Annotated in this window: 20 protein-coding genes; 8 read left to right on the forward strand and 12 right to left on the reverse strand. The window is 74.6% G+C overall.

All coding sequences use genetic code 11. From position 1 onward, the window contains the following. Positions 1-2 precede the first annotated feature (2 nt). Positions 3-1562, reverse strand: coding sequence for an NAD(P)/FAD-dependent oxidoreductase (locus tag JUB12_RS10895; RefSeq protein WP_205699640.1), 1560 nt, complete (start codon positions 1560-1562; stop codon positions 3-5). 117 nt (positions 1563-1679) lie between these two features. Next, on the reverse strand, positions 1680-2930 hold the full coding sequence (locus tag JUB12_RS10900) for a LuxR C-terminal-related transcriptional regulator (RefSeq protein WP_205699641.1): 1251 nt from the start codon (positions 2928-2930) through the stop codon (positions 1680-1682). Positions 2931-3073: 143 nt separating this feature from the next. Between JUB12_RS10900 and JUB12_RS10905 the strand changes: the two genes are divergently transcribed. From JUB12_RS10905 to JUB12_RS10925, 5 genes are read left to right on the forward strand one after another with little or no spacing between them, the layout of a single operon-like run. Continuing rightward, positions 3074-4591, forward strand: a complete 1518-nt coding sequence (locus tag JUB12_RS10905) for a long-chain fatty acid--CoA ligase (RefSeq protein WP_205699642.1) — start codon at positions 3074-3076, stop codon at positions 4589-4591. After that, positions 4591-5388, forward strand: coding sequence for an enoyl-CoA hydratase/isomerase family protein (locus JUB12_RS10910; protein WP_205699643.1), 798 nt, complete (start codon positions 4591-4593; stop codon positions 5386-5388). Before JUB12_RS10905 ends, JUB12_RS10910 begins: the two co-directional genes overlap by 1 nt. Before the next feature lie 31 nt (positions 5389-5419). Further along, complete coding sequence (locus JUB12_RS10915; RefSeq protein WP_205699644.1) at positions 5420-6958, forward strand: succinic semialdehyde dehydrogenase; 1539 nt, start codon at positions 5420-5422, stop codon at positions 6956-6958. A 4-nt stretch (positions 6959-6962) separates the two neighbouring features. Then, on the forward strand, positions 6963-7865 hold the full coding sequence (locus JUB12_RS10920) for a hypothetical protein (RefSeq protein ID WP_205699645.1): 903 nt from the start codon (positions 6963-6965) through the stop codon (positions 7863-7865). 13 nt (positions 7866-7878) lie between these two features. Further along, complete coding sequence (locus JUB12_RS10925) at positions 7879-8376, forward strand: nitroreductase family deazaflavin-dependent oxidoreductase (RefSeq protein ID WP_205699646.1); 498 nt, start codon at positions 7879-7881, stop codon at positions 8374-8376. Here JUB12_RS10925 and JUB12_RS10930 read toward each other — a convergent pair. Beyond that, complete coding sequence (locus JUB12_RS10930; protein WP_205699647.1) at positions 8373-9557, reverse strand: alpha-hydroxy-acid oxidizing protein; 1185 nt, start codon at positions 9555-9557, stop codon at positions 8373-8375. The two genes, JUB12_RS10925 and JUB12_RS10930, sit on opposite strands and share 4 nt — an antisense overlap. Before the next feature lie 7 nt (positions 9558-9564). After that, on the reverse strand, positions 9565-12444 hold the full coding sequence (locus JUB12_RS10935) for a hypothetical protein (RefSeq protein ID WP_205699648.1): 2880 nt from the start codon (positions 12442-12444) through the stop codon (positions 9565-9567). 78 nt (positions 12445-12522) lie between these two features. On the opposite strand from JUB12_RS10935, the gene JUB12_RS10940 reads away from it, so the two are divergent. Continuing rightward, positions 12523-14073 (forward strand): adenylate/guanylate cyclase domain-containing protein, encoded by a 1551-nt coding sequence (locus JUB12_RS10940; RefSeq protein WP_371822331.1) that lies wholly within the window; start codon positions 12523-12525, stop codon positions 14071-14073. Positions 14074-14077: 4 nt separating this feature from the next. On the opposite strand, the gene JUB12_RS10945 is transcribed toward JUB12_RS10940, so the two are convergent. From JUB12_RS10945 to JUB12_RS10955, 3 genes are all read right to left on the reverse strand, one after another. Further along, a complete protein-coding gene (locus JUB12_RS10945) occupies positions 14078-14923 on the reverse strand; it encodes an SGNH/GDSL hydrolase family protein (protein WP_205699650.1) in 846 nt (281 codons plus the stop codon). A 22-nt stretch (positions 14924-14945) separates the two neighbouring features. Beyond that, the gene (locus JUB12_RS10950) at positions 14946-15722 is read right to left on the reverse strand and encodes an SGNH/GDSL hydrolase family protein (RefSeq protein WP_205699651.1); all 777 of its coding nucleotides are present in this window, start codon (positions 15720-15722) and stop codon (positions 14946-14948) included. 61 nt (positions 15723-15783) lie between these two features. Then, positions 15784-16011, reverse strand: coding sequence for a hypothetical protein (locus JUB12_RS10955; RefSeq protein ID WP_205699652.1), 228 nt, complete (start codon positions 16009-16011; stop codon positions 15784-15786). Between the two features lie 45 nt (positions 16012-16056). Between JUB12_RS10955 and JUB12_RS10960 the strand changes: the two genes are divergently transcribed. Continuing rightward, positions 16057-16569, forward strand: coding sequence for a hypothetical protein (locus tag JUB12_RS10960; protein WP_205699653.1), 513 nt, complete (start codon positions 16057-16059; stop codon positions 16567-16569). On the opposite strand, the gene JUB12_RS10965 is transcribed toward JUB12_RS10960, so the two are convergent. Beyond that, positions 16566-17189 carry a TetR/AcrR family transcriptional regulator gene (locus tag JUB12_RS10965; protein ID WP_205699654.1) on the reverse strand — a complete coding sequence of 208 codons (624 nt, stop codon included), beginning with the start codon at positions 17187-17189 and terminating at the stop codon, positions 16566-16568. The genes JUB12_RS10960 and JUB12_RS10965 overlap by 4 nt on opposite strands. Positions 17190-17273: 84 nt before the next feature. Here JUB12_RS10965 and JUB12_RS10970 point away from each other — a divergent pair, with 84 nt between their 5' ends. Further along, a complete protein-coding gene (locus JUB12_RS10970; RefSeq protein ID WP_205699655.1) occupies positions 17274-18170 on the forward strand; it encodes an oxygenase MpaB family protein in 897 nt (298 codons plus the stop codon). Positions 18171-18235: 65 nt separating this feature from the next. On the opposite strand, the gene JUB12_RS10975 is transcribed toward JUB12_RS10970, so the two are convergent. Genes JUB12_RS10975 through JUB12_RS10990 form a run of 4 tightly spaced genes read right to left on the reverse strand, consistent with a single transcriptional unit; the run spans position 18236 to position 24848 of the window. Further along, on the reverse strand, positions 18236-19798 hold the full coding sequence (locus tag JUB12_RS10975) for an AMP-binding protein (protein WP_205699656.1): 1563 nt from the start codon (positions 19796-19798) through the stop codon (positions 18236-18238). Positions 19799-19804: 6 nt separating this feature from the next. Next, a complete protein-coding gene (locus tag JUB12_RS10980; protein WP_205699657.1) occupies positions 19805-20572 on the reverse strand; it encodes a nitroreductase family protein in 768 nt (255 codons plus the stop codon). Beyond that, positions 20569-22725 carry a hydantoinase B/oxoprolinase family protein gene (locus JUB12_RS10985; protein WP_205699658.1) on the reverse strand — a complete coding sequence of 719 codons (2157 nt, stop codon included), beginning with the start codon at positions 22723-22725 and terminating at the stop codon, positions 20569-20571. Before JUB12_RS10985 ends, JUB12_RS10980 begins: the two co-directional genes overlap by 4 nt. After that, positions 22722-24848 carry a hydantoinase/oxoprolinase family protein gene (locus tag JUB12_RS10990; RefSeq protein WP_205695445.1) on the reverse strand — a complete coding sequence of 709 codons (2127 nt, stop codon included), beginning with the start codon at positions 24846-24848 and terminating at the stop codon, positions 22722-22724. Before JUB12_RS10990 ends, JUB12_RS10985 begins: the two co-directional genes overlap by 4 nt.

Below are 24848 nucleotides of genomic sequence, written 5' to 3' on the forward strand. Positions count from 1 at the left end.
GGCTAGGCGGCGGCCGGCTCGGCGGGGCGCTTGGCGCGGGCGGCCCGCCGGCGCGGCGGGTCGGCGGCGGGCGGCGCCGGCGGCGTGACGGTGGCGCCGAGCGACACGGGCCGCTGGGCGCTGACGGCGGGCGTGCCGTCGCCGGAGGCGCCGAAGGCCACCGACGGCGACCAGCCGCCCCGGCCCCAGCGGTTCCAGCGCCCGGCACCGGCGCGACGGCCGGCGCGCAGCGCGGCGAGGTCGCGGTGCATCTGCAGGTCCAGGCGCACGTCGTCGAGCGCCTCGCCGACGAGCGCCACCCGGTCGGCCCCACGGCGGAAGAACGCGCGCAGGAACCAGCGGACCTGGCGGCCCGGGTGGAAGACGTGGTGGGGCATCCGCGTGCGGGCGAAGACGTCGGCCACCTCGTCGGCGAGGTCCTGGTCCTTCGCGGCCTGGCGGTAGAACTCGGTCTCGAGCTGGTTGGGCGGGTGGATGCGCGTGTGCTTGCGCCCGAGGTAGAACGTCGGGATGCACTCGGCGTCGCGCTCGAGCTCCCATGCGTAGAGCCGGCGGTCCAGCCAGCGCGGGTGGTCCAGGGCCTCGGCGGCGACCTCGCCGAGCCGGCGCCCGAAGCGCAGGGCGTCGCGGATGCCCTGGGCGACGACCGGGTCCTTGAAGTGGCCGGCGTCGCCGACGAGCGCCCAGCCGGGCCCGCTCGAGACGCGGAAGAACGCCTGGGTGTCGGCCGTGGAGCGCAACGGCCCCTCCTTCTCGCAGCCCTCGAGGCGCCGGCGCAGCGGCTCGTTGAGCGAGAGCTTGTGCTCCCACATCCCCTCGGGGTCCTTGCGGAACCGGGAGATGTCCTCCTTGGGCGGCATGAACAGCGCCAGCCCGCCGTCCTGGTCGGTCGGGAACCACATCCCGAGGGTGTCGCCGACGCGCCACTGGATGATCGCGTCGCGCTTGACCGGGCCGTCGGGGTCGGCGACCGCCGGGTCGCGGAGGTAGTGGAAGGCCAACCCGCGCCCGTTCTCGGCGGTGCGGTAGGTCTGGGCGCCGAGCATGTCGGCCATCTGCGAGCGCCGGCCGTCGGCGCCGACCACGAGCTTCGCGCGGATCTCGCGCTCCTCGCCGTCGGGGTCGCGGTAGACGACGCCGGCCGCGCGGCCGCCCGCCCACAGGACCTGGGTGACCGTGCACCTCTCGCGCACGTCGGCGCCGGCCTCGCGCGCGGTCTCGACCAGCGCGAGGTCCATGCCGGGCCGCCGGACGCAGAGCCCGTAGTCGATGCCCTCGACCGGGGTGTACGCGCCGCGCGGGTGGAAGCCGGCGCCGGAGATCTGGGTGTAGGGCAGCTTCGGCGCACCCGTGGCCAGCAGCCGCTCGAGGGCGCCGGAGCGCTTGAACTCCGCCACGCACCCCGCGAAGAGCAGGTGGGTCGAGAGGGTGTCCGAGGGGAACGACGCACGGTCGAGCGCGACGACGCGCTTGCCGCGCCGGGCCAGGGCGATCGCGGTCGCCGACCCTGCGGGCCGCGCCCCGACCACCACCACGTCCACCTGCTCCGTCTGCCGCTGCATCGCTCCTCCTGGGATCGCTCTTCGACCTCGTGCAGCGAGGCTCCCAGGGCGGCGAGGCGGCGGAAATCCTCTTGGGGGACAACCCGTTCCCCCGTTCGGACCGCGGGCGGCGGGGCGCTACAGCTCGACGCCCTCCATGGCCTCCTCGACGGCCTGGACGCCGCCCTCGAGGCGCAGGAAGCGCGACACCGCCTCGGCCCGGTTGGCCGCGCGCAGCTTGCGCAGGATCCGCTTGACGTGGGACTTCACCGTGCCCTCGGAGAGCACGAGCTGCTTGGCGATCACCGCGTTGGTGGCCCCGCCGGCCATGAGCCGCAGCACCTCCATCTCGCGGCGGCTCAGCAGCGCCGCGGCGCGCGAGGGCGGCATGAGCGACAGGTCGGGCTCCACGCCGCGCACGCCGCTGGAGGGCATCGGCGGCGCCACCGGCTTCTCGAGCCCGATCTCCGACTCGCAGAACTGGGTGATGAACGCGTCGGTGGCCTGCAGCATCGAGCGCACGTGGTCGCGCTGGGCGACGAGGCGCTCGACGAGGACCTTGCGCTCGAGCATCGAGCCCAGGCCGGCGGCGAAGGCCGCGAGGACGTCGCGGTCGATCGTGTCGACCCGGCGACCGCTGAAGTGCGTGTCGGCGTGGATCGTGGCGATGACCTTGCCCTCGGGCATGATCGGCACCGCCGCGTAGCCCGAGGTCTCGATCTTGTCGATGATCGGCCGGAAGGCCCGCGCGTCGTGCATCGGGTCCTCCATGAGCGCCGCCGCGCGGCGGCGCAGCATCTCGGTCTCCAGGAGCATCGCCTCGAGGCGCGCCGGGTTCTCCTCGGCGACGCGGTGGCACTCGGCCGCCCACTCGTCGTGGCCGCGGAAGTACGTCGACTGGACCTTGAGCGTGCCGTCGTTGACGAGGAAGAGCATCGCGCGGTCGAAGCCGCAGCTGCGACACGCCTCGGCGGTCGCGCGCTCGAGGAGCTTCTCGACGCTGGCGTCGCCCTGCGGGCGGGCGAGCACCTCCTGGATGGCGTTGAGCGCGCGCAGCCGGCGGCTGAGCTTGCGCTCCTGGTGCTCGCGGTGGAGCTCCTGGAGCTCCATGGCGACCTGGCAGACCTCGAGCAGCTGGCCGCGCTGCAGGCCCGCGGGCGCCTCGAGGCGCGCCTTGAGCTGGACGACGGCGTCCTCGAGGTTCACGTCGGCCGTGTCGAGGGCCTCCTCGTCGTCGTGGACGGCCTCCCACAGCTCGACGTCCACGTACGGGCGCGCGCGCGTGAGGGCATCGACGATCCGCTCCTCCAGCACCGCGTCCGCGCGGCGCCGCGTCTCCGGATCGTCCCACGTGATCCTGCGGGCGGGCGACGCGATCGAGATCGGCACAGCTCTCCTCCTCCTCCTCCTCAGGTGGGGCGAACGTACCACCGGCGGACAGGGCCGGATGGGACCTGCGGTCCGAACGGGGGAACAGGTTGTCCCCCCTGAGGGCTGTCCGCACACCTGGAGGCGGGTCCAGGATGCCTGGCATGGGTCTCAACCTGGCCTCCCTGCTGGACTGGGCCGCCGACGCCCGGCCGGACGCCCCGGCCCTGCGCGTCGCGGGCGTGCCCGGCAGCGCCATCACCTACGGCGAGCTCGACGGCCGCGTCGCCGCGTTCGCGGGCGGCCTGCGGGCGGCCGGCGTCGGGCCGGGCGACCGCGTCTGCCTCATGGCGCCCAACGTCCCGGACTTCGTCGTCGCCTACTGGGCCACGCTGCGCCTCGGCGCCGTGGTCGTCCCGGTCAACCCGCTGCTCAAGACGCGCGAGGTCGCCTACGTGCTGCGCGACGCCGGCGCGAGGGCCTTCGCGTTCTGGCACGGGATGGCCGAGCACGCGCGCGCCGGGGCCGAGCAGGCGGGCGTCGAGGTCGTCGTCGAGCTCGGTGGCGAGGCCCCGGCGCTCGACGGGCCGGCGGTCGGCGCGGCGGTGCTGCGCGAGCCGCAGGACCCGGCGGTCCTCCTCTACACCTCCGGGACGACCGGCGAGCCCAAGGGCGCGACGCTCACGCACTCCAACATGGTCTGGAACGCGCACCTCAGCGCGACCGACCTCGTGGGCTCGCGCGCCGACGACCGCGTCGTCGCCACGCTGCCGCTCTTCCACTCCTTCGGCCAGACGGTCGGCATGAACGCGGCCTTCCACGCGGGCGCCGAGCTCCTGCTCGTCCCCCGCTTCGAGCCCGGGCCGGTCGCGCAGCTCATCGAGGACGAGCGCGCGACGGTCTTCCTCGGCGTCCCCACGATGTACACGGCGCTCCTGCACGCGCCCGCCGCGCAGGGCCGCGACCTGTCGTCGCTGCGCCGCTGCCTCTCCGGCGGGGCGGCGATGCCGATGGAGCTGCTGCGCGCCTTCGAGGAGGCCCACGGCTGTGAGCTCATCGAGGGCTACGGGCTGTCGGAGACCTCGCCGGTGGCCGCCGCCAACCGGCCGGGCGCCCGGCGGCCGGGCTCGATCGGCCGGCCGATCTGGGGCGTCGAGATGCGCGTCGTCGACGCCGAGGGCCGCCCGGCGCCGCAGGGCGAGGTCGGCGAGGTGCAGATCCGTGGCCACAACGTCATGACGGGCTACCACGGCCGGCCCGAGGCGACCGCCGACGCCATCGACGCCGACGGCTGGTTCTCGACCGGTGACCTAGGCCGCGTCGACGTGGACGGCTTCTTCTTCCTCGTCGACCGGGCGAAGGACCTGATCCTGCGCGGCGGGCTGAACGTCTACCCCCGCGAGGTGGAGGAGGTCCTGCACGAGCACCCGTCGGTCCTGGAGTGCGCCGTGGTCGGCGTCCCGCACCCCGAGCTGGGCGAGGAGGTCGCCGCGGCGGTCGTCGTCAAGCCGGGCGAGGCCTTCGACGGCCCGGCGCTGCGCGAGTTCGTGCGCGAGCGCATCGCCGCCTACAAGTACCCACGCACGGTCGTGCAGCTCGAGGCCCTGCCCAAGGGCCCGACGGGCAAGGTGCTCAAGCGCGAGATCGACGTGCAGGCCCTCGTCCCGGAGGCGACGGCCTGATGTCCGCCACCCACGTCCGCTCGCTCGTCACCGCCGAGGACCGCGGCCCGGTGCGCCACGTGTGCATCAACCGGCCCGAGAAGCGCAACGCCCTGGACGACGACGTCGTCGGCGCGCTGCGCGCGGCGTTCTTCGGCGCGCTGCACGACCCGTCGGTCCACGCGCTCGTCATCCGCGGCAACGGGCCGGTCTTCTCGGCGGGCATGGACCGCGACACCCTCGTGGACCTCGCGGAGGTCCCGGGGCGCATCCGCGAGTTCCACACCCTGGTCAGCGGCACCTGGAACGCCCTCGAGCAGATGCTCAAGCCGACGATCGCCGAGATCCACGGCGTGTGCATCGGCGGCGCGCTCGAGCTGGCGCTGGCCTGCGACCTGCGGGTGATGGCCGACGACGCGCTCGTCGGCCTGCCCGAGGTCAAGATCGGCCTGATCCCCGACTGCGGCGGCTGCTCGCGGCTGCCGGCGGTCGTCGGGCTGGGCCGCGCCAAGGAGCTCGTGATGACCGGCCGGCTCGTCGGCGCGCAGGAGGCGCTGCAGATGGGGCTGGTCAACCGCGTCGTCCCCGCAGAGGACCTCTCGACGGCCACCGACCGCCTCGTCGCCGAGCTGCTCGAGTGCGCCCCGGTGGCCGTCGCCTACGCCAAGCGCGTGCTCGACGCGGCGGCCAAGCCGGCCCTCGCCTCGACGCTCGAGCACGAGGTGACGATCCAGCAGATCTGCGCCCAGACCATCGACTTCGTGGAGGGCACGCGCGCCCTGCAGGAGCGCCGCGCCCCCGCCTTCTCCGGCTGCTGACCGGACCCCACCCCCGACCGAGAGCGACGTGATGTCGAGCACCGAGACCGTCCCCACCGCCACCGACCGCGCCGAGCGCCCGCCCATCCAGGTCATCGCGCCGGCGACCGGCGAGCTGCTGGCCACCGTGCCCAACCTGTCCGCCGTCGACGTCGAGGCCGCGGTCGACCGCGCCCGCGCGGCGCAGCCCGGCTGGGAGGCCCTGGGCTTCGACGGCCGCGGCGCCGTCCTTCGCCGCGCGCAGCGCTGGATCACCGACCACGCCGACGAGGTCCTGGACACCATCGTCGCCGAGACCGGCAAGGCGCGCGAGGACGCGCAGATCGCCGAGCTCGCCTACGGGGCGGCGGCCCTGGGCTTCTGGGCCAAGCGCGCCCCGAAGTACCTCGCCGACGAGAAGGTCCGGTCGACCAACCGCTTCCTCACCGGCAAGCAGCTGCGCCTGCGCCATCGCCCGATCGGCGTCGTGGGCGTCATCGGCCCCTGGAACTTCCCGCTGACGAACTCCTTCGGCGACGTCATCCCGGCGCTGGCCGCCGGAAACAGCGTCGTGCTCAAGCCCTCCGAGGTGACGCCGCTGACCTCCCAGCTCATGGCGCGCATGCTCCGCGAGTGCGGGCTGCCCGAGGACGTCTTCCAGGTCGTCACGGGCGACGGCGAGACCGGCGCGGCGCTCGTCGACCACGTCGACTTCCTCCAGTTCACCGGCTCCACGAAGACCGGCAAGGCGGTCATGAAGCGCGCCGCCGAGACGGTCACCCCGATCGGCCTCGAGCTCGGCGGCAAGGACCCGATGGTCGTCCTCGCCGACGCCGACCTCGAGCGCGCGGCCAACGGCGCGGCCTACTACTCGATGCTCAACGGCGGCCAGATCTGCATCTCCGTCGAGCGCGTCTACGTCGAGGACCCCGTCTACGACGACTTCGTCGCCCGCGTGGCGCACAAGGTCGCCGCCCTGCGCCAGGGCGTCCCCGGCGCGCCGGGCTCGGTCGACATCGGGGCGGTGACCTTCGAGCCCCAGCTCGAGCTCCTCGAGCGCCACGTCCGCGACGCCGTCGACAAGGGCGCGCGCGTGGTCACCGGCGGCCGGCGCGGCGAGGGCCCGGGCCGCTTCTTCGAGCCGACCGTCCTGGCCGACGTCGACCACACGATGGACGTCATGCGCGAGGAGACCTTCGGCCCGATCGTGCCGATCATGCGCGTGCGCGACGCCGAGGAGGGGCTGCGGATGGCCAACGACTCGCCCTACGGCCTGCAGGGCTCGGTGTGGACGCGGTCGGTCAAGCGCGGCCGCCAGCTCGCCCGCCGCATGCAGGTCGGCGGCGTCTCGGTCAACGACGCGGTCCTCATCTACACGGCGCTCGAGGTCCCGATGGGCGGCGTGAAGCGCTCGGGCATCGGCCAGCGCCACGGCCAGGCCGGCATCCGCAAGTACACGGTGCCGCAGGGGATGATGGTCGTCCCGTTCGGCCTCAAGCGCGAGCTGAACATGTACCCGTACCGGTCGTGGTCCTCGGGCCTGCTGGCGCGGATGATCCGGATGCTCAACCGCGGCCTGCCCTACCGCTAGGCCGATGGGCGACGCCGGGCCGCTGCTCGCGTTCTGCGAGCTGGAGTTCACCCACGCGCTCGGCCCGGCGCCGGGCCGCTACCTCGTCGGCACGACCGCCGACGGCGCCGACGTCCTGGCCGTCGACGTGCTCGGGGCGCCGGTGCCGGCGCTGCTGCCCCGCCGCCGGCGCGCCGTGCGCGAGGGCCGGGGCGGCGAGGAGCGCGCGCCGGAGCCCGTCGCGCTCGCCGTCGTCCGGCTGGTGAAGGCGTCGGCGCCGCTCGCCACGCCCGAGGCCGGGCGGGCGCTGGCGGAGGTCTGGCGCGGCGCCTTCGAGGAGCGCGAGCGCTGGGTGGCCGAGGCGCTGACCGTGCTCAACCGCGCGGTCGCCGCGTTCCGCGTCGCGGCGCAGAACCCCTTCGTCGTCGAGGTCGCGCGCGCCGACGCCCGGGCCGTGCGCCTGGGCTGGGGCACCGCCGACGAGGTCCAGCGCGGTGGCGCCGCCGAGCTGCTCGAGGTCCTCCCGCCCCGGCGCGGGACGCTGCCGCCGGCCCAGCGGCTCGCGCCCGACGAGGCCGTCGCCGCGGTGCTCGGCGGCCGGGCCTCCTTCGGCGAGGCCCACGACCTCCTGCTGCGGGCGCTGCTCGACCTCGGCCACGACCGCCCGTCGGCCGCCGTCCTGGGGCTGCGGGGCGCCGCCGACCTCGCGCTCGCCCGCGCGCGCGACCTCGGCCTGCCCGAGCTCACCGACCGCCTGGTGCTGCTCGGCGCCGACGCGGGCGCCCTGGCCGCCGGCGCCCTCGCCCCCGCCCCGCCCGAGGACCTCGTCGCCCGGGCCAGCCGCCTCGCCGACGAGCTGGGCGTGGTGCTCGACCGCCTGCGCGCGGCCGAGCTCGAGCCGGCCGCGGTCGCGCCCTCGCGGGGGTAGGGTCCGGGCCGGCATGCCCGGCCTCCGTGACGCCCTGCGCAGCCCCGCCTCGACGCTCACCGGGCTGGTGCGGGCGCCGCAGCCCGGCACGCCGGGACACCGGCTCTTCCACCACGTGACCGTCGCCCACGTGCGGCTCTACCGGGTGAGCGGCGGGCGGATCGGCGGGCGCTTCGACCGCGCGCCGGTGCTCCTGCTGCACCACGTGGGGCGCCGGACGGGGCAGGCGCGCGTGACGCCGCTGCTGCACGTCCGCGACGGCGACGACCTCGTCGTCGTCGCCTCGATGGGCGGGATCCCGAGGCACCCGGCCTGGTTCCACAACCTCATGGCGATGGACGAGACCGAGGTCGAGGTCGGTCGCGAACGTCGCCGCGTGCGCCCGCGCGTGGCGTCCTCGACGGAGAAGGGACGGCTGTGGCCGACGCTGGTGGCCGCGTACCCCGCGTACGCGACCTACCAGGCACGGACGCAGCGCGACATCCCCGTCGTGCTGCTCGAGCGCGTCTAGGCCGGCCGGCGCGTCACCGCGTCGGCGTCGACCTGGTCGATCCCGGCGTGGCCGGTCAGCGCCATCGCGAGGTCGAGCTCGGCGAGGAACGAGCGGATCACGCGCAGGACGCCCTCCTCGCCGGCCGTCGCCAGGCCCCAGAGGTAGGGCCGGCCCAGCAGGACGGCGCTCGCGCCCAGCGCGATCGCCTTGAGCGCGTCCGAGCCCGAGCGCACCCCGCTGTCGAGCAGGACGGGCACGTCGTCGCCCGCCGTCGCGACGACCGCGGGCAGCGCGTCGAGTGCGGCGACGCCGCCGTCGACCTGGCGGCCGCCGTGGTTGGAGACGAGGATGCCGTCGACGCCGTGGTCGAGCGCCTTGCGCGCGTCGTCGGCCGACAGGATGCCCTTGAGGAGGATCGGCAGCTCGGTGACCGAGCGCAGGAACGCGAGGTCCTCCCAGGTGACCGTCGGGTTGGAGAAGACGCCGACGAACTGGCCGACCGCGGCCTGCGGGTCCTCCTCCGGCGGCGCGGCGAGCGTCGAGCGGAAGACCGGGTCGGCCAGGTAGTTCGCGATGCCGATCGACTGCAGGAACGGCAGGTACGCCTGCTGCAGGTCGCGCGGGCGCCAGCCCAGCAGCCAGGTGTCGAGCGTGACGACGATGGCGCCGTAGCCCGCCGCCTCGGCGCGGCGCACGAACGACGCGGCGAGCTCCTCGCCCCGCGGCCAGTAGAGCTGGAACCACTGGGGCGCGCCGCCGCCGGCCTCGGCGATCTCCTCCAGCGTGAACGACGACGCGGTGCTCGCGACGTACGGGACGCCGGCGGCCGCGGCGGCGCGGGCGCTGGCGAGTTCGCCGTCGGGGTGCAGGATCGACTGGACGCCGACGGGCGCGAGCAGCACCGGCGCATGCAGCTCGGTGCCCAGCACCTGGCGCGCCAGCGTGCGCTCGCCGACGTCGCGCAGCATGCGCGGGACCAGGCGCCAGCGCCGGAACGCCTCGAGGTTCTCGCGCATCGAGTCCTCGGTGCCGGAGCCGCCGAAGAGGTAGCCGCGCGGGCCCGGGTCGAGCGCTGCCTCGGCCGCCGCCTCGAGCTCCGCCCAGCCGACCGGCCAGCTCGGCTTCTCGCCGGCCATGCCGCGCAGGTAGATCTCGTACTGGTAGTTGGCGAACGGCGCCGCGGGCTGCGTCTCGGACATCGGCGCATCATCCCCTGCCGCGCGGCCGCGGGGCGCGCACGCGCGGGCTCGCCGCGCCGTTGACGTCGCCGAACCGGTCGCGCACGCCGCCCGCCGCGACGAACGCGCGCTCGCCGGGCCGCAGCCGCCGCGTGGTGCGCCAGCGTCCGCCGCGGCGGACCGCCCGGGCCACGAGCGTGCGCCGGCCCGGCCGCAGGATCCGCACCGTCGCGCCCGCGACGCTCCCGGTGTCGGCCCACGGGCGGAACGTGCAGCGCGAGCAGTAGACCTGGTCGTCGTCGGGGTCGTCGCGGTCGTACGTGAAGCGCTCCTGCTTGGCCTTGATGAAGCGAAACGGGCTCGGGTGGCTGTCGGGGAAGTCGATGGGCGCCACGCGGAACGACACCGTGCGGTCGCGGTGCAGTCGCACGTCCCGCACCTCGAGGCCGTCCCAGCGCGAGACGGTGAAGCGCTCGCTGGTCAGCCGGTAGGGCCTCGGGACCGCGCCGCGACCGGTGCGGTGACGGCCCGCGACGACGAAGCGGTAGGTGCCCGCGGGCGTCGCCTCGCGCATCGTCCCCGTCGCGTCGGGCTGCGCCACGTCGGAGCCGAAGGCCTCGAAGCCCGCGGTCCAGCGCCACGCGAAGCGCCCCGCCGCGACGTCGCCGAGCTGCGCCGGCTTCGGGAAGCGCACCATGAGCTGGACGTCGCCGGTCAGGTCGCCGTAGGGCCGCCACGCGCCGTCGGCGAAGCGCTCGACGCGGACGTCGGGCAGGTCGGTCCAGTTCGACCCGCCGGTCCACGTGACGTGGGCGGCGCCGAAGCGGCGGACGTCGGCGGGCTGCTGGGCGATGGCCGGCGGCCCGGCGTCCGGCGGCTGGGAGGCCTCCATGAGCCGGGTGACCGCGCGCCCGACGACGCCGAGGGCCGTCGAGACCGCCTGCGCGCGGGCCTGCTCCAGCTCGTAGATGCGGTCCTGCGGGGTGGCCGCCAGCGGCGGGCCGCCGTTGAGCGACGCGCCGAGGCGGGCCAGGCGCGTCGCGAGGAAGTCCGAGCCGTGGGGCCCCAGCCCGGAGAGCGCCTTGCGGTAGTGGTCGTGGCCGCGCTGCTCGCGGTACTCGGGCTGGTAGCCCCAGTAGTCGTTGGCCATCCCGACGCTCAGCACCATGGCGAAGCCGTGCTGCGGGAACTCCTCGTGGGTGAAGTTGCCCTTGACCTTCGCGGGGTCGGGCGGCTCGGCCTCGCCCAGCAGCGAGGGCAGGTCGGCCTCCCACCCGCGCGCGTCGTTGTGGATCTGCGCGCGCATGCGCCGGTAGGCCTCGTCGCCGACGGGCGCGAGGTCCTTCGCGGGCGCGCGCGGGTCGGCGCACGTCCAGCGCCCGTCGCCGCCGCGCACGCACCAGTCGCGCCCGGAGGGCGTCGTCGTGGCCGTCCAGTCGAAGCCGTCCCAGCGGTCGCCCGCGACGCGGTTGAGCCGGCGCTCGACGTTGATCGCGGTGTCGGTCAACTGCTCGCAGGGGCAGAACGTCGCGACGGCGTCGCCGAGGGCGAAGGCCTGGAGGCGCACGGCCGCCGTCTCCTCCACCGCGGTGAACGCCGTCGCGCTGATCGCGTCCGGGATCGGGATGCCCGCGCGCTTGAGCTGGTCGTAGAGCGGCCCGGTCAGCGGCGCCAGCGGCCTGGTCAGCGCCCCGAGCGGCGTGGCGCCGACCGACGCGCAGTCGGGGAAGCCGAGGACCGGGATGCGCGGTTCGCCGTGGAACCAGGCGGCGGTGTTGCAGTTCGAGACGCCGGCGATCGGCTTGGTCAGCGGCGGGGCGACGTAGCGCGCGACGGCACGGACGTCGAAGTCGCTGGTGAACGGCAGGAAGGAGTCGGGGTGCTGCGGGGCGCCGCGCTCGGCGTCGCGGCGGGCGGCGAGGACCGCGTCGGCCAGCAGCCGGCTGCCGCGGTCCAGCTGGGCGAAGCCGTTGTCCTCGAACTCGCGCCGCGCCGAGGCGGGGTGCACGCGCTCGTCCTTGTGCGGGCCCGAGCTGCCGGTCTCGCGCTGGCTGAACAGCGACGTCGTCCCGAGCTCGCGGTCGACCATCCGCGCGGTCGCGTGGGTGAAGTCGCCGTTGATGAGGTCGTAGCCCCAGGTGAACTCCGGGTGCAGCCCGAAGACGACCCAGTTGGCCAGCGGCCTGGGGCGCCTGGGGTCGCGCACGTCGTCCAGCGCGAGGACGGAGACGCGCTTGGTCGTGTGGTCCCACGGCTGGCCGGCGGGCGTCCCGTCGTCGGCGACCTTCGGCCCGTAGGTGTGGCTCTGGATCGCGTCGAAGGTGCGCGTCGCCCCGCCGAGGCGCACGGGTACGAGGTCCTGCGCTGCGCGCACGACCGCCTCGGTCATCCGCTGGGCCATGAACTCGAAGTGGCGCACGTCGATGACGTCCTGGAAGATCGCCGTCCCCCACCCGGGCGTCGTGGCGAACGGCGTGTTGTGGTTGTGCGAGGCGGTGATCGCGAGCGTGTCGGCGGTGATGCCGGTCTGCCGGCCCGGCAGCTCGCCGCGGGCCACGCGACGGTCGTGGTCGGCGAGGAGCTCGGCCACGCGGCGGCCGAGGAGGTCCTGCGCGAGGTAGAGGTCGTTGGCGACGACGGCCACGCGGTCGCGCTCGCCGTCCTCGACGACGAGCGCCCGAACGCTCGAGCGCAGGCCGACGCCGTCCGAGCGGCGCTTCTTGACGGCGTGCAGCTGCGGGTCGACGCCGTCGGCGACGAAGGGCCCGGTGTCCTCGGTGAACTGGCCGGCCGACGCGCCGACGTGCCACGTGGCGTCGACCACCGCGACGCCCGCGCGGTTCGCGGCGTGGGCGGCGGCCGGCGCGAGCAGCGCGGCCAGGACGGCGAGGAGGACGACGCGGCGCATGGCTCGGTGAACGGCGACGTTCGCAGAGCCGTGCGGTCCACCGCAACCAGGACCCGTAGGCTGGCCCGCGCGATGCGGATGCGACGGGATCCTGCGCGTGCCCGTCCCTTCGGCTCGTGGCTGCTGGGCAAGCCCGACGAGGCGACCCGCCGGGCGGCCCTGCGGGTGCGCGTCCTGCTCGCGCTCGTCGTCGTGGTGGCCAACCTCGTCGGCGCCTGCGCGGTCTTCGCGATCGCCGCGTTCCTGCTGCCGGCGCCCCCGGTGGACGACGATGCCGAGGTCATCGTCCTCAACCTCGTCGTCGCCGGCGGCTACGTCCTCGTCGCGGTGGCCATCGGCGCGGGGCTGGGCTACCGGGCGGTGCGCCGGCGCATCGGCTGGGCGCTCGAGGGCCGCACGCCCGACGAGGCCGAGCAGCGCGCCGTGCTGCGGATCCCGCTGGTCCTGCTCGGGGTGCAGGCGGCGCTCTGGGCGATCGCGGTCGTCGGCTTCTCGCTGTTCAACGCGCTGCTCGACGTCGACCTGCTCACCCACGTCGGCATCACCGTCCTCATCTCCGGCGCGGTGACCTGCAGCTACGCCTACCTGCTCAGCGAGTTCGTCCTGCGCCCCCTCGCGGCGCGCGCCCTGGCGACCGGCGCGCCCGAGCGGCTCTTCGTCCCCGGCGTGACGCTGCGCACCGTCCTGGCGTTCTCGCTGGGCTCGGGCCTGCCGGTGCTCGGCCTGATGCTCGTCGCGCTCTCCGTGCTCACCGGCCGCGAGGTGTCGGCGACGCGCATGGCCGTGACGGTGCTCGCGCTCGGCGGGATCGTCCTGGTCGTCGGGCTGTTCCTCACGCTGCTCGCCGCGCGCGCGACGGCCGACCCGGTGCGCGGGCTGCGCGCGGCGCTGACGCGCGTCGAGCGCGGCGACCTCGAGGCGGAGGTGGAGGTCTACGACGGCACCGAGGTCGGCCTCCTGCAGGCCGGGTTCAACCGCATGGTCCTCGGGCTGCGCGAGCGGGAGCACATCCGCGACCTCTTCGGCCGCCACGTCGGCGAGGACGTCGCCCGCGCGGCGCTCGAGCGCGACGTGGAGCTCGGCGGCGAGGTGCGCGAGGTGGCGGTGCTCTTCGTCGACGTCGTCGGCTCGACGAAGCTCGCCTCCGAGCGCCCGCCCCAGGAGGTGGTCGAGCTGCTCAACCGCTTCTTCGGCGTGGTGGTGGACGTCGTGGCCGAGCACGGCGGCCTGGTCAACAAGTTCGAGGGCGACGGGGCGCTGGCGGTCTTCGGTGCGCCGATCCCGGTCGACGACGCCGCCGGCAGCGCCCTCGCGGCCGCCCGGTGCCTGCCCTCGCGGCTGGCCGACGCGGTGCCGGAGCTCAGCGCCGGCGTCGGCGTCTCGGCCGGCGCGGCGGTGGCCGGCAACGTCGGGGCCGAGGCGCGCTTCGAGTACACGGTCATCGGCGACCCGGTCAACGAGGCGTCGCGGCTGACCGACGCCGCCAAGGACGTCGAGGGCTGCGTGCTGGCGTCGATGGCCGCGGTCGAAGCCGCCGGCGACGAGGAGGCCCGGCGCTGGGAGCCCGGCGAGGAGCTCGCGCTGCGCGGGCGGGCGACGCGCACCCGCGTCGCCCGCCCTGTGCGCTAGCCGGTCAGCGAGCCTGCGCGGCGACGACCGGGGCGATGCCGGTCATGCCCCGCAGGTTCGGGTGGAACGGCGCGGCGCTCGTGCCGGGCACGAGCGGCTCGACCCACCGCGTGCCCGAGCCCTTGCACGCGTCCTTGCCGATGGACGCGGTGTACGCGTCGGCCAGCCGGGCGCCCGCCAGCGACGCCTGGGTCGCGAGCATCGCGTTGAGCTGCTTCTGCTTGGCACGCAGGTAGGGCACGTCGCTGAACGCGAGCGGGACCTGCGGCCAGCAGCCCGAGCCGGTCTCGGGGAGGATCGCCGCGTAGTTCACGACGACGATCCGCGCGGCGGGCGCGCGGGCCCTGATGCCCTGCAGGACCTGGGCGACGAGCGGCGCCGTCGCCGTGATCCGCTCGCTGATGACGTCGCGCCCCGAGGGCCGGTAGTCCTCGTCACACGGCGAGTCGAACGGGTTGTAGGTGACGCACTCCTGCAGGATCTCGCTGAAGCCGATGTCGTTGCCGCCGATCTGCAGCGTCACGGTCCCGACCCCGCCGTTGAGCGCGTTGAACTGGGGCGGGTTGGGCCCCGGGTCGACGTTCTGCTGGGCGGTCATGTGCGTGGTCTTCGCGCCGCTGCACGAGACGTCGCTGATCGTCCGGCCGAGGCTCGCCGCGGCCTGCCGGGCGAAGTTCTGGCTGGACTTCAGGCAGCCGTAGGGCGGCAGCTGCGTGGGGATGAGCGGGCCCGCGGCGAACGAGTCGCCGAGGCCGACCCACTGCTGGGCGTCGGCCGTCGCCGGGACGGCTGCCGCGGTGGCCGCCACCGTCGTCGCGAGGGCGGCGGCGAGGCGGGTGCGGATGCGCATGGTGTCCTCTCCTCCTGCTGGCCTAGCCGACGACCTGCCGGACCAGGGGCAGGTAGCCGGAGCTGTGGCCGGTGCGGTTGGGGTGGTAGCTCTCGCCGATCGGGTTCGAGAGCCCGTTGATCCACTCGGCCTGGCAGACCGCGTGGCCCGTGAACGGGGGGATGGCGTCCTTGAACGTGAAGCCGTAGGCCTGCGCGCGGGCGCGGGTCGTGTCGCGCAGCAGGTCGGCCGTCGCGTTGAGCATCTGCATGTCGTCGGTGTCGAACCACGTGCCGGCGTTGCAGTCGATGCCGGCGAAGATCCGCGGGTAGCCGAGGACGACGACGCGCGCGCTGGGCGCCCGCGACCTGATCTGCGCGTAGACGTTGTTGAGCTGGCCCGGGAGCGTGTTGCGGATGTAGCTCTGCGCGCTGTTCACGCGCGTGTCGCAGACCGACGCCCACTCGGGCTTCGCGCACTCCGTGATGACGCTGGAGAAGCCCGCGTCGTTGCCGCCGATGGTGATCGTCACGATCCCGGTCGACGCGGTGAGCTGCTGCACCTGGTTGGCGAGCACGTCGCCGGTCTTCGCGCCCGAGCACGCGGCGAACACCAGCTGCGTGTTGGGCCGCTGCTGGCTGAGCAGGTACGGGTAGCTGTAGACCGACCGCTGGCAGCCGGAGTCGAAGTACGTCCGGGTGCCGGTGCCGGACGAGTAGGAGTCGCCGAGGGCGACGTAGCGCTCGGCCGCCGCCGGCGCCGCGAGCAGGAGCAGGAGCGCGACCGCCAGGCCGACGATCCGCGGGACAGGTCGGGACATGGCGCGACCCTCTCACCGCACCGGCTTTGTGTGTGAGAAGTTCGGGAACGGCGTGCGGGGGCTAGTCGCCACCTCCGCCACAGCCCCCACCGCCGCCGCAGGAGGAGCCGCCGCCGTCCGAGCCGCCGCCGTCCGAGCCGCCGCCGTCGCCGCCCGAGAAGTGCCACGAGCCGCCGTCCGCGCCCGTCGATGCGCGGCGTCGCGCACGCCGCGGGCCCGGGGTGGGCGACAGCGCCACGACCGCGAGCACCACGAGGACGACGACGCCCAGCGCGAGGAGGAACCCCATGGGCGGACGGTAGCGACGCCGTCACCCGTCGCCTAGCCTGCGCCCATGCGCCTGCGACGGACGCCGACGCGGGAGGTCGACCTCGGTCGGGTCGCCGCCGCGGTCGCCGCGCTGGAGCTGCCGGACGCGGTCTTCAAGACCTGCCACTGGCAGCCGCGGGCGCTGGTCGAGCAGGGGCTGCGCCAGTGGCTGCGCTGCTGCGCCCCGGCGCTGCGCGACGACCAGGTCATCGGCATGCCGTCGCGCGCCGTCGACGAGGCGTGGCACGGGCTCATCCTGTGCACCGCCCGCTACGCCGCGTTCTGCGAGGCGGCCTACGGGTGCTTCCTGCACCACCACCCGGAGGGCGGCGCGCCGCCGGGCGTCGTCTCGCGGGCAGGCGGGCCGCAGGCGCAGCTCGCGCGGACCGTCGTCGCGTGGCGGATGGTCGCGGCGCCCGGGGAGACGTGCGTGCTGTGGGACCTCGACGCCCGCGTGGGCGTCGAGGCGCCGTGGGGCGTCCCCGCGGAGCGGGTGGCGGCGATCGAGGCGCAGCTCGACGCGGCCGCGGCGGCCTAGTCCGCCGCGAGCGCGGCGACGCAGAGGCCCGCGAAGTCGTCGACGAGCTGGCCGCGGGAGACCGGGAGCTGGCCGGCGAGGAACGGGACGACGCTGACCGACGTGCCGCCGACCAGGACGGTGGCGGCGACGCGCAGGCGGGCGAGGCGACGGCGCGAGAGGCCGGGGCCGGCGGCGGCGCGCAGCTCGCGCTCCAGCAGCGCGACCTGGGCGGCGAAGGCCTGCTCGCGCAGCTGCGTCGCGCCCGGGTCGGCGACGGCCTCGACGTAGACGCGGGCCTTGCGGGGGTCGTCGAGCAGGACGCCGAGTGCGGCGCCGAAGAGGGCGCGGCAGCGGTCGCGCAGGTCGTTGCCGGCGCCGTCGAGGGCGGCCTGGACCGCGGCCCCCGCCTCCTGCAGGCAGCGCAGCAGCACGGCGCGCACCAGCGCCTCGCGGTCGCCGAAGCTCTCGTAGAAGTAGCGCTCGGTGAGGCCGGCGCGGCGGCAGACCGCGGTCACGCGCAGGGCGCCCAGCCCCGCCTCGCCCGCGACGTCCAGCGCCGCGTCGAGGAGCTGCGCGCGGCGCTGGGCGCGGCGCTCGTCGGCGCTCACGCCGCGGTAGGGCCGGACGACGGGGGGCATCGGCCGCCCATCTTGACAAGCCGCCCTGTCGATGTCAGCGTCCTGTTCTGACAAGACCCGTTGTCGACCTTGGTAGTGCACCGCATGGCCGCTGGCGTCCTGCCGGCCCAGGAGGAGGTCCCGACCCTCGCGATCAGCCCGGACTCCGTCGTCTGGCGCCGGTCCAGCGACGCGCGCCTGGCGCTCACCTCGGGCCTGCCGCTCGTGCTCCAGACCGCGCACCCCGCGATCAGCGCCGCCATCGACGAGCACTCGCGCTTCCGGACCGACCCGTGGTCGCGGCTCGAGGTGACGCTCGACTACACGCACCTGCTGATCTACGGCGGGCCCGCCGCCGCCGCGGTCACCGGGCGGGTGCTGCGCCGGATGCACCAGCCCATCCGCGGCGTGCGCCCCGACGGCGAGCGCTACACGGCGCTCGAGCCGCGTGTCTGGGCGTGGGTCCACGCCTCGACGCTCGAGGCGATGGTCCAGGGCCACGAGCACTTCGGCGACCCGTGGCTGCCGGGCGAGCTCGACGAGCTGTGGGCCCAGTGGCGGGCGGTCGGCCGCCTCATCGGCGTGCGCGACCGCGTCCTGCCGCCGACCTACGACGGCTACCGCGCCTACGTCGACGAGCAGTCCGAGCGCCTCGAGGCCAGCCCCGTCCTCGACGACCTGATCCACCTCATGGCCCGTCCGCCCGCGCCGCCCGGCTTCCCGCTCGGCGGCGCCGGCTGGCTCGCGGTCGGCCGGGTCTACGGCGACGCCGCGCGCCTCGCGCTCGGCGGCCTCATGGACCCCGCCCTCCGCGCCCGCCTGGGGATCTCGTGGTCCCCGCTCGACGCCGCCCGCTGGTCGGCGCTGCGCACTGCGGTCCGGGCGGCCGGTCGCGCGCTTCCCGAGAGCACGCGCGTGACCGGCCCGTCCTACCTGCGACGCCGCCGCAAGGCCATGGCCCGCGGCCCGTTCGCACAGGCCGCAGCGCACCTCCCCGGATGAAAGGTGCCTGGCACCTTCCACCTGGACCTTCGGGACCGCCCTGGGTGGAAGGTGCCTGGCACCTTTCACACCGCGCGCGCCTGGCCGGCCCAGTACTCGTCGCGCAGGGCGCGCTTGAGGACCTTGCCGTTGGGGCTGCGCGGGAGCTCGCGGACGATGACGGCCTTGGGCGCCTTGACCGGACCGAGGCGCTCGCGGCAGCGGGCGACGACCTCGTCCTCGTCGACCTCGAAGCCCGGCTTGGGCTCGACGACGGCGGTGACCGCCTCGCCCCACTTCTCGTCGGGCAGGCCGATGACCGCGCAGTCCTTCACGCCGTCGATGGTGTGGATGACCTGCTCGACCTCGCTGGGCCAGACGTTGAAGCCGCCCGTGATGACCATGTCGCGCAGGCGGTCGACGATGTAGACGTAGCCGTCCTCGTCCATCCGGCCGACGTCGCTCGTGCCGTGCCAGCCGCCGGGCCGGCGCGTCGCGGCGGTCTGCTCGTCGTCGCCGTGGTAGCCGGCCATGACGAGCGAGCCGCGGACGACGACCTCGCCGAGCTCGCCGGGGCCCAGCAGCTCCCCGCTCTCGCCCATGATCGCCACGTCGGCGACGAGGGAGGCCCGGCCCGCCGACGCCAGCCGGCCGCGCTTGGCCGGGTCGGCCAGCGCCTCGGCGTGCTCGCGCGGCCCGAAGACCGTGCAGACCATCGGCGCCTCGGCCTGGCCGAAGGTCTGGGTCATCACCGGCCCGAAGACGTCCATCGCCTCGACCAGCTTGTCGACGGCCATCGGCGCCGCGGCGTAGATGAAGTGGCGCAGCGACGACACGTCGTAGCTGCGCACGTCGGGCACTGCCAGCAGCGCGTAGATCGCCGTCGGCGGCAGGAACAGCCGCGTCACGCGATGGCGGCCGATCGATGCCAGCAGCCGCTCGGGCACCACGCCGTCGTGCACCACGACCTTGCCGCCCTGGGCGAAGACCGGGAAGCAGATCGGCCCCGCGGCGTGGGTCATCGGCGCGGCCATCGCCATGACCGGCGGGTCGGGCTCGGGCATGTGCCCCGCGAAGGCGAGGTTCATCGTCTCGAGCATCGTGTGGGTGAAGGGGACGGCCTTCGAGCGCCCCGTCGTCCCGCCCGTGCCGAACAGGATCGCCACCCGCTCGGGCTCATGCGCGAGGCGCTCGACCTCCGTGCCCTCGGGTGCCATCCACCGCGCGAGCACCGGGTCCTGCGCCCGGCCGCCCGGCTCGAGGCAGACCGCCAGGCGCAACGAGGCCACGTCGTCGAGCAGCTCGGTCGCCAGCCCCGTGAGCGACGGGTGGTAGACGAGGACCTCGCAGCCGGTCAGCGACAGCAGCGCGCCGAGGTCGGGCGCCGTGGCCCGCGCATTGAGCGGCACCCACGTCGCGCCGTGGCGCAGCGCGCCGAGCACGCAGACGAACGCCATCGGGTCGTTGGGCGAGATGACGCCGACCCGCGCGCCCCGCGCGACGCCGTCGCGCGCGAGCGCGCCCGCCACGCGGTGCGACAGGGCGGCGACCTCGCGGTAGGAGAGCACGACGGACTCGTCGTCGGTGACGAGGCACGGTGCGTCGGGCGCCAGGGCGACGCCGCGGTCGAACGTGTCGATCAGCAGCACGCCGCCTCACCCGCCCGTGTAGCGGATCGCCTCGCGCGCCGGCCGGCGCGACACCGGCCCGAAGTGCCCGCGCGGATGGCCGACCGGGACGATCGCGTAGATGCGCGTCGACCGCGGCAGGCCCAGCGCCCGGCGGTAGTCGGGCTCGTAGAGCGTGTGCCAGGTGGTGAGCGTCGCCCCCAGCCCGAGGGCCCGTGCCGCGAGGAGCAGGTTCTGCACGCCGGGGTAGATCGACGCCGCCTCCCCCGTGCGCATGAACCGCGGGATGTGGCGCAGCATCCGCAGCGTCTGCCACGGCCCGATCGCCCGCGCGCCGCGCAGCGTGTGGCCGTAGCCGCGCAGCATCCGCTTGAGGATCCCGCTCATGTCGTAGGAGGCGACGACCAGCGCCGGCGTCTCGTCGAAGTTCGCCGCGAGCACCTCGAGGGAGTCCATGACCTTGTCCCACGCCTCCTGCGTCGTCGAGGGCGGGGGCAGCGGACGCTGGGCGGTCGTGTAGTAGCGGCAGGTGCGCCGCCACACCTCGCCGACCGCGTGCATGGTCTCGCGGTCGTCGACGATCGTGAACGCGTACTCCTGCGTGTTGCCCCCGCTCGGGCCCCACGTCGCGGCCTCGACGAGCCGCTCGAGCGTGGCCCGGTCCACGGGGTCCGGGCGCAGCTTGCGCATCGCCCGCATCGTCGCCAGGACCTCCATGACCGGCGCGTCGGGCCCGACCGGCACGCCGTGCCGCGCGCCGGGGTCGTGGCGGGGCGCCGAGGCGACCGCGCTCACGCCGCCGTCCCCCAGTCCCAGGAGCCCAGGAACGGGACGTTCGCCGGCGGCTCGTCCCGGCGCCACTGCGCGACGAACTCCTCGTAGGGCAGCGACCGCGCCTTGCGCGCCGCGCGCTCGGCGTCGCGCGCCGCCTCCGTGGCCGCCGCGTCGACGCGCAGGTGCTCGGCGTCGTAGACCACGTGGTAGACGCGCTCGGCCACCCACGCCGAGATGCGCTCCTCGCGCAGGTCCTTCATGACCGCCTGCGGATCGCGCTCCAGCGGGTCGCCGTAGCCCCCGCCACCGCCGACCTGGAGGATCCACAGGTCACCCTCCTTGGCGAACTCGGCGGTCTGCGTCGCCCGGCGGGTCTCCGCCGTGCCCGGCAGCCCGCCCTCGCGGTGCAGCTGGTCGGCCGTGCGCGGCACCTCGTGCGCGCGCTCGCGCAGCGCCTCCTTCACCGCCTCGGAGCTGTCCGCGCGGAAGATCGTCAGCGGCGAGCTGGGCCCGCCGTAGCCGCCGAACAGCCCCGGGATGGTGGGGAACTTCGATCCGGTCGCGAGCGTCCCGAGCGCGAACTCCGGCACGCCCCACACCATGTACATGCACTCGACCGACGAGCCGCCGCGGTGGCGGCCGTAGCCGTGGTTGTCCTTGTTGAGGTTGCGCCCGATGGCGAGGATCGGCAGCTCGGTCTCGCGGTCCTCGATCTCGCCGTAGTCGGCCATCGCCGCGAAGAACGGCGCGCACGAGTGCTCGCCGTCGCGGTCGGCGTGGGCCCCGCCGCCCATCGAGTTGATGTCGATCATGAGGTTGGCGACCGGCATCCCCCACTGGTTCAGGCCGCCGTAGAACATCGACTGCGTCATCCCGTACCAGGGCGCGATGACCTCGATGTCGCCCGGCCGGTTGTAGGCGAGCTTGCTCATGCACACGTGCATGCCGGTCTGGAAGAAGCACGCCGCGATCATCGACAGCGCATTCGGGCACTCGGCGCCGGACTTCGCGACCGAGCCCTCCTCGAACTCGAACTCGATGGCCGAGACGTAGCCGGCGTTGCGCGGCAGGTCCGGCCAGAAGAAGTTCATGAGGTTGTTCGAGAACAGGGCCCGCGCGAACGTCGGGTCCATGTTGATCGCGCGGTCGAGGATCGCCGGCCCGGTCCCGTGCGTCCGGCAGACCACCTTGTCGCCGCGCTTGTCGAGCTCGACGACCATCTTCAGCAGCCGGTCCTCGAGCAGCGTGGTGTCGCAGAAGCAGACGGTGCGGAAGATGCCGTCGGGCATCTCGGTGAAGCGCCGCTTGACCTCGTCGCGCGTGCGCTCGAGCGCCAGGCGCAGCGTCGCCAGCACGAGGTCGGGCGAGCGGTCGGCGACGACCTCCTTCACCCGCTCCTCGATGCGCATGCACGCCGCGAGCTTGGCCCGCATGTCGATGAGCTGCATCAGCGGGTCGCGGACGTTGTTCTGCAGCAGGTTCACCAGGTCGCGGCGGAACGTGTAGTCCTCGGCGACCTTCACCGGGCTGATCTTCAGGCCCTCGTCGTAGACCGACAGGGCGCTCGGCGAGAGGCCGCCCGGCTCGGTCGCGCCGTTCTCGCCCTCGTGGATCGTGGCCCCCGCCCAGGCGATGAGCTCGCCCTCCACGAAGATCGGGATGAACAGCGACTGGTCGGCGTTGTGGACCCCGCCGTAGCGCGCATCGTTGTGGTAGAAGACGTCGCCCGGCCGGACCCCCACCGTCGGCTCGTCGATCCAGTCCTTGACGATGTGCTTGACCGGGGCCGACGCGCACGCGGCGAACACCACGACGCCGCTCGAGCTGGCCAGCGCGAGGTCGCCCGCCGCGGAGTACAGGCCGCACGTCAGGTCGCCCCACTTGGCGCCCGGCGCCGCGCCCGTCTGCTCGAGCATCTCCTTGGCCGACTCGAGGATGACCTCGAGGCGGTTCTGGGCGATCGTGACCTCGACGCCGTCGCTGACGCTCGCGAGCGCCCGCTCGTCGGCGGCGGAGCGCGGCGAGAGCCGGTTGTCGTCGATGATCGCCGCCGACGGGCCGTACATCACGGGGCGCTCGTCGAGCAGCTCCCGGAAGAACGCCTCGGCCTGGGCCTCGCGGTCGGTGGCGGCCGGCGCGCCGGGCGCGACCAGGGTCTCGGGCGGGGGGTTCATGCCGTCTCCTCCTTCGTGAGCATCAGGAACCCGTGCCGGTCCATCGCGGCGGACCAGCCGGGGGCGACCACGACGGTCGTGTCGCGGCCCTCGAGCACGGCCGGGCCCTCCACGCGGTGGCCCGGGCCGAGCAGGTCGTGGTCGTAGACCGGCGTGGGCTCGAAGCCCGCGCGCGGCCACCAGCAGTCGCGCTGCCCCTTGCGGGCGGCGTCGACGTCGTGGGTCGGCGCGGGCAGCTCGGCGAGCTCCCAGCGCCGGCGGCGCACCGAGGCGCGCAGGCGGATCGTCTCGACCGACGCGCCGACCTCCTTGGTCACGGCGAACTCGCCGAAGCGGTCGGCGTACTCGGTGAAGTAGGCCTGCAGGACGTCGGCGAGGTCGGCCTGGGACTCGATGCGCAGGACCGGGCTCGAGATGGTCGTGAGGTAGAGCTGGCCGCCCGAGCGCACGTCGAGCTCGAGCGCGAACTCGACGTCCTCGGGCGCGTGGCCCTCGTCGGCGAAGTCGTCGCGGGCCTGGGCCATGAACTCGTCGACGACGTCGTTGATCGGCGCCGCGTCCTCGAGCACGGTCTTGAACAGCGGGTTGAGCAGGACGACGTGCTCGGAGCGCTCGTAGATGTGCAGCAGGTCGAGGCCGGCCGCGCCGCTGGCCGAGAAGACCGGCGCGTGCGGCGGGACGACGACCCGCGGGATCTGCAGGACCTCGGCGTAGCCGCAGGCGTGCAGCGGCCCGCCCCCGCCGAACGAGAAGATCGTGAAGCCCCGCGGGTCGTAGCCCTTGAGGACGATCTCCTTGAAGATCGCGTCGCCCATCTGGTTGTCCACGACGGCCCGGATCGACCGTGCCGCCTCGGTGACGTCGACGCCCATCGGCCGCGCGACGCGCCGCTCGATGGCCCGCTCGGCGCGACGCACGTCGAGCTGCATCGAGCCGCCGTGGTAGCCGTCGGGGTCCAGGTAGCCCAGCACGAGGTTCGCGTCGGTCACCGTCGGCTCCGTCCCGCCCTGCGCGTAGCAGGCCGGTCCGGGCATCGAGCCCGCGCTGCGCGGCCCGACGGTCACGCCGCGGAACTCGTCGAAGGCGGCGATCGAGCCGCCGCCGGCGCCGACGGCCTTGATGTCCATCATCGGCATCTGGACCAGCCAGCGGTCGATGACCGGGTTGAACTCGTAGAAGCGCACCGACCCCTCGACGACGACGCCGATGTCGAACGAGGTCCCGCCCATGTCGGTCGTCACGACCTTGCCGAGGTCGAAGCGCTCGGCGAGGTGGCGCGAGCCGTAGAGGCCCGCGACCGGTCCCGCGTGGATCGTCTGCAGGGGCGTCGTCCGGGCCAGGCCGCCCATGCCGCCCGAGTTGTGGACGAGCATGAGCGAGCCGCCGTAGCCGCGGTCGCGCAGCTCGTTGCGCAGCTCGGACATGCGGTCGGCGGTGAAGCGGTGCAGGTAGGCGTCGAGGATCGACGTCATCGAGCGCACGTACTCGCCGGCCCGGCTCGAGACCTCGTGGGCGAGGATCACCGGGAACCGGCCGAGGAAGCAGCTCGGGTACTCCTCCTCGATGACCTCGCGGACGAGCAGCTCGTGCTCGGGGTTCTTGAACGACCACAGCAGCGAGACGACGAAGCCGCGCACGCCGCGGTCCACGAGCTCGCCGACCGCCTCGCGGACCTCGTCGGGGTCCAGCGGCATCACGACGTTGCCGGCGTGGTCGACGCGCTCGCGCAGGCCGACGATGTGGTCGCGCGGGATGAGCGGCTCGGGGCGCTGGGCGCGGGCGAGGTTGCGCGCCTCGTGGTGGGAGAGGCCCTCGCCGTAGGCGCGGCAGCGGCCGATCGGCACGACGTCCTCGAAGCCGGTCGTCGTCAGGAGGCCGAGGCGCGGGCCCGAGCGCTCGATGAGCGCGTTGGTCCCGAGCGTCGTGGCGTAGCGGATGGCCTGCGTGCGCCCGAGGAGGTCGTCCTCGCTCGTGCCGAGCTCCGTGGCCAGGTCGCCCAGCGCGGTCATGAAGCCGTCGCTGAGGTCGTGGTGGGTCGTCAGGGCCTTGGCGGCCGCGACGCGCCCGCCGTCGGTGGCGAAGCAGTCGGTGAACGTCCCGCCGATGTCGACGTTGATCTCCAT

This window comes from Conexibacter sp. SYSU D00693, assembly GCF_017084525.1.
Taxonomy (GTDB): domain Bacteria; phylum Actinomycetota; class Thermoleophilia; order Solirubrobacterales; family Solirubrobacteraceae; genus Baekduia.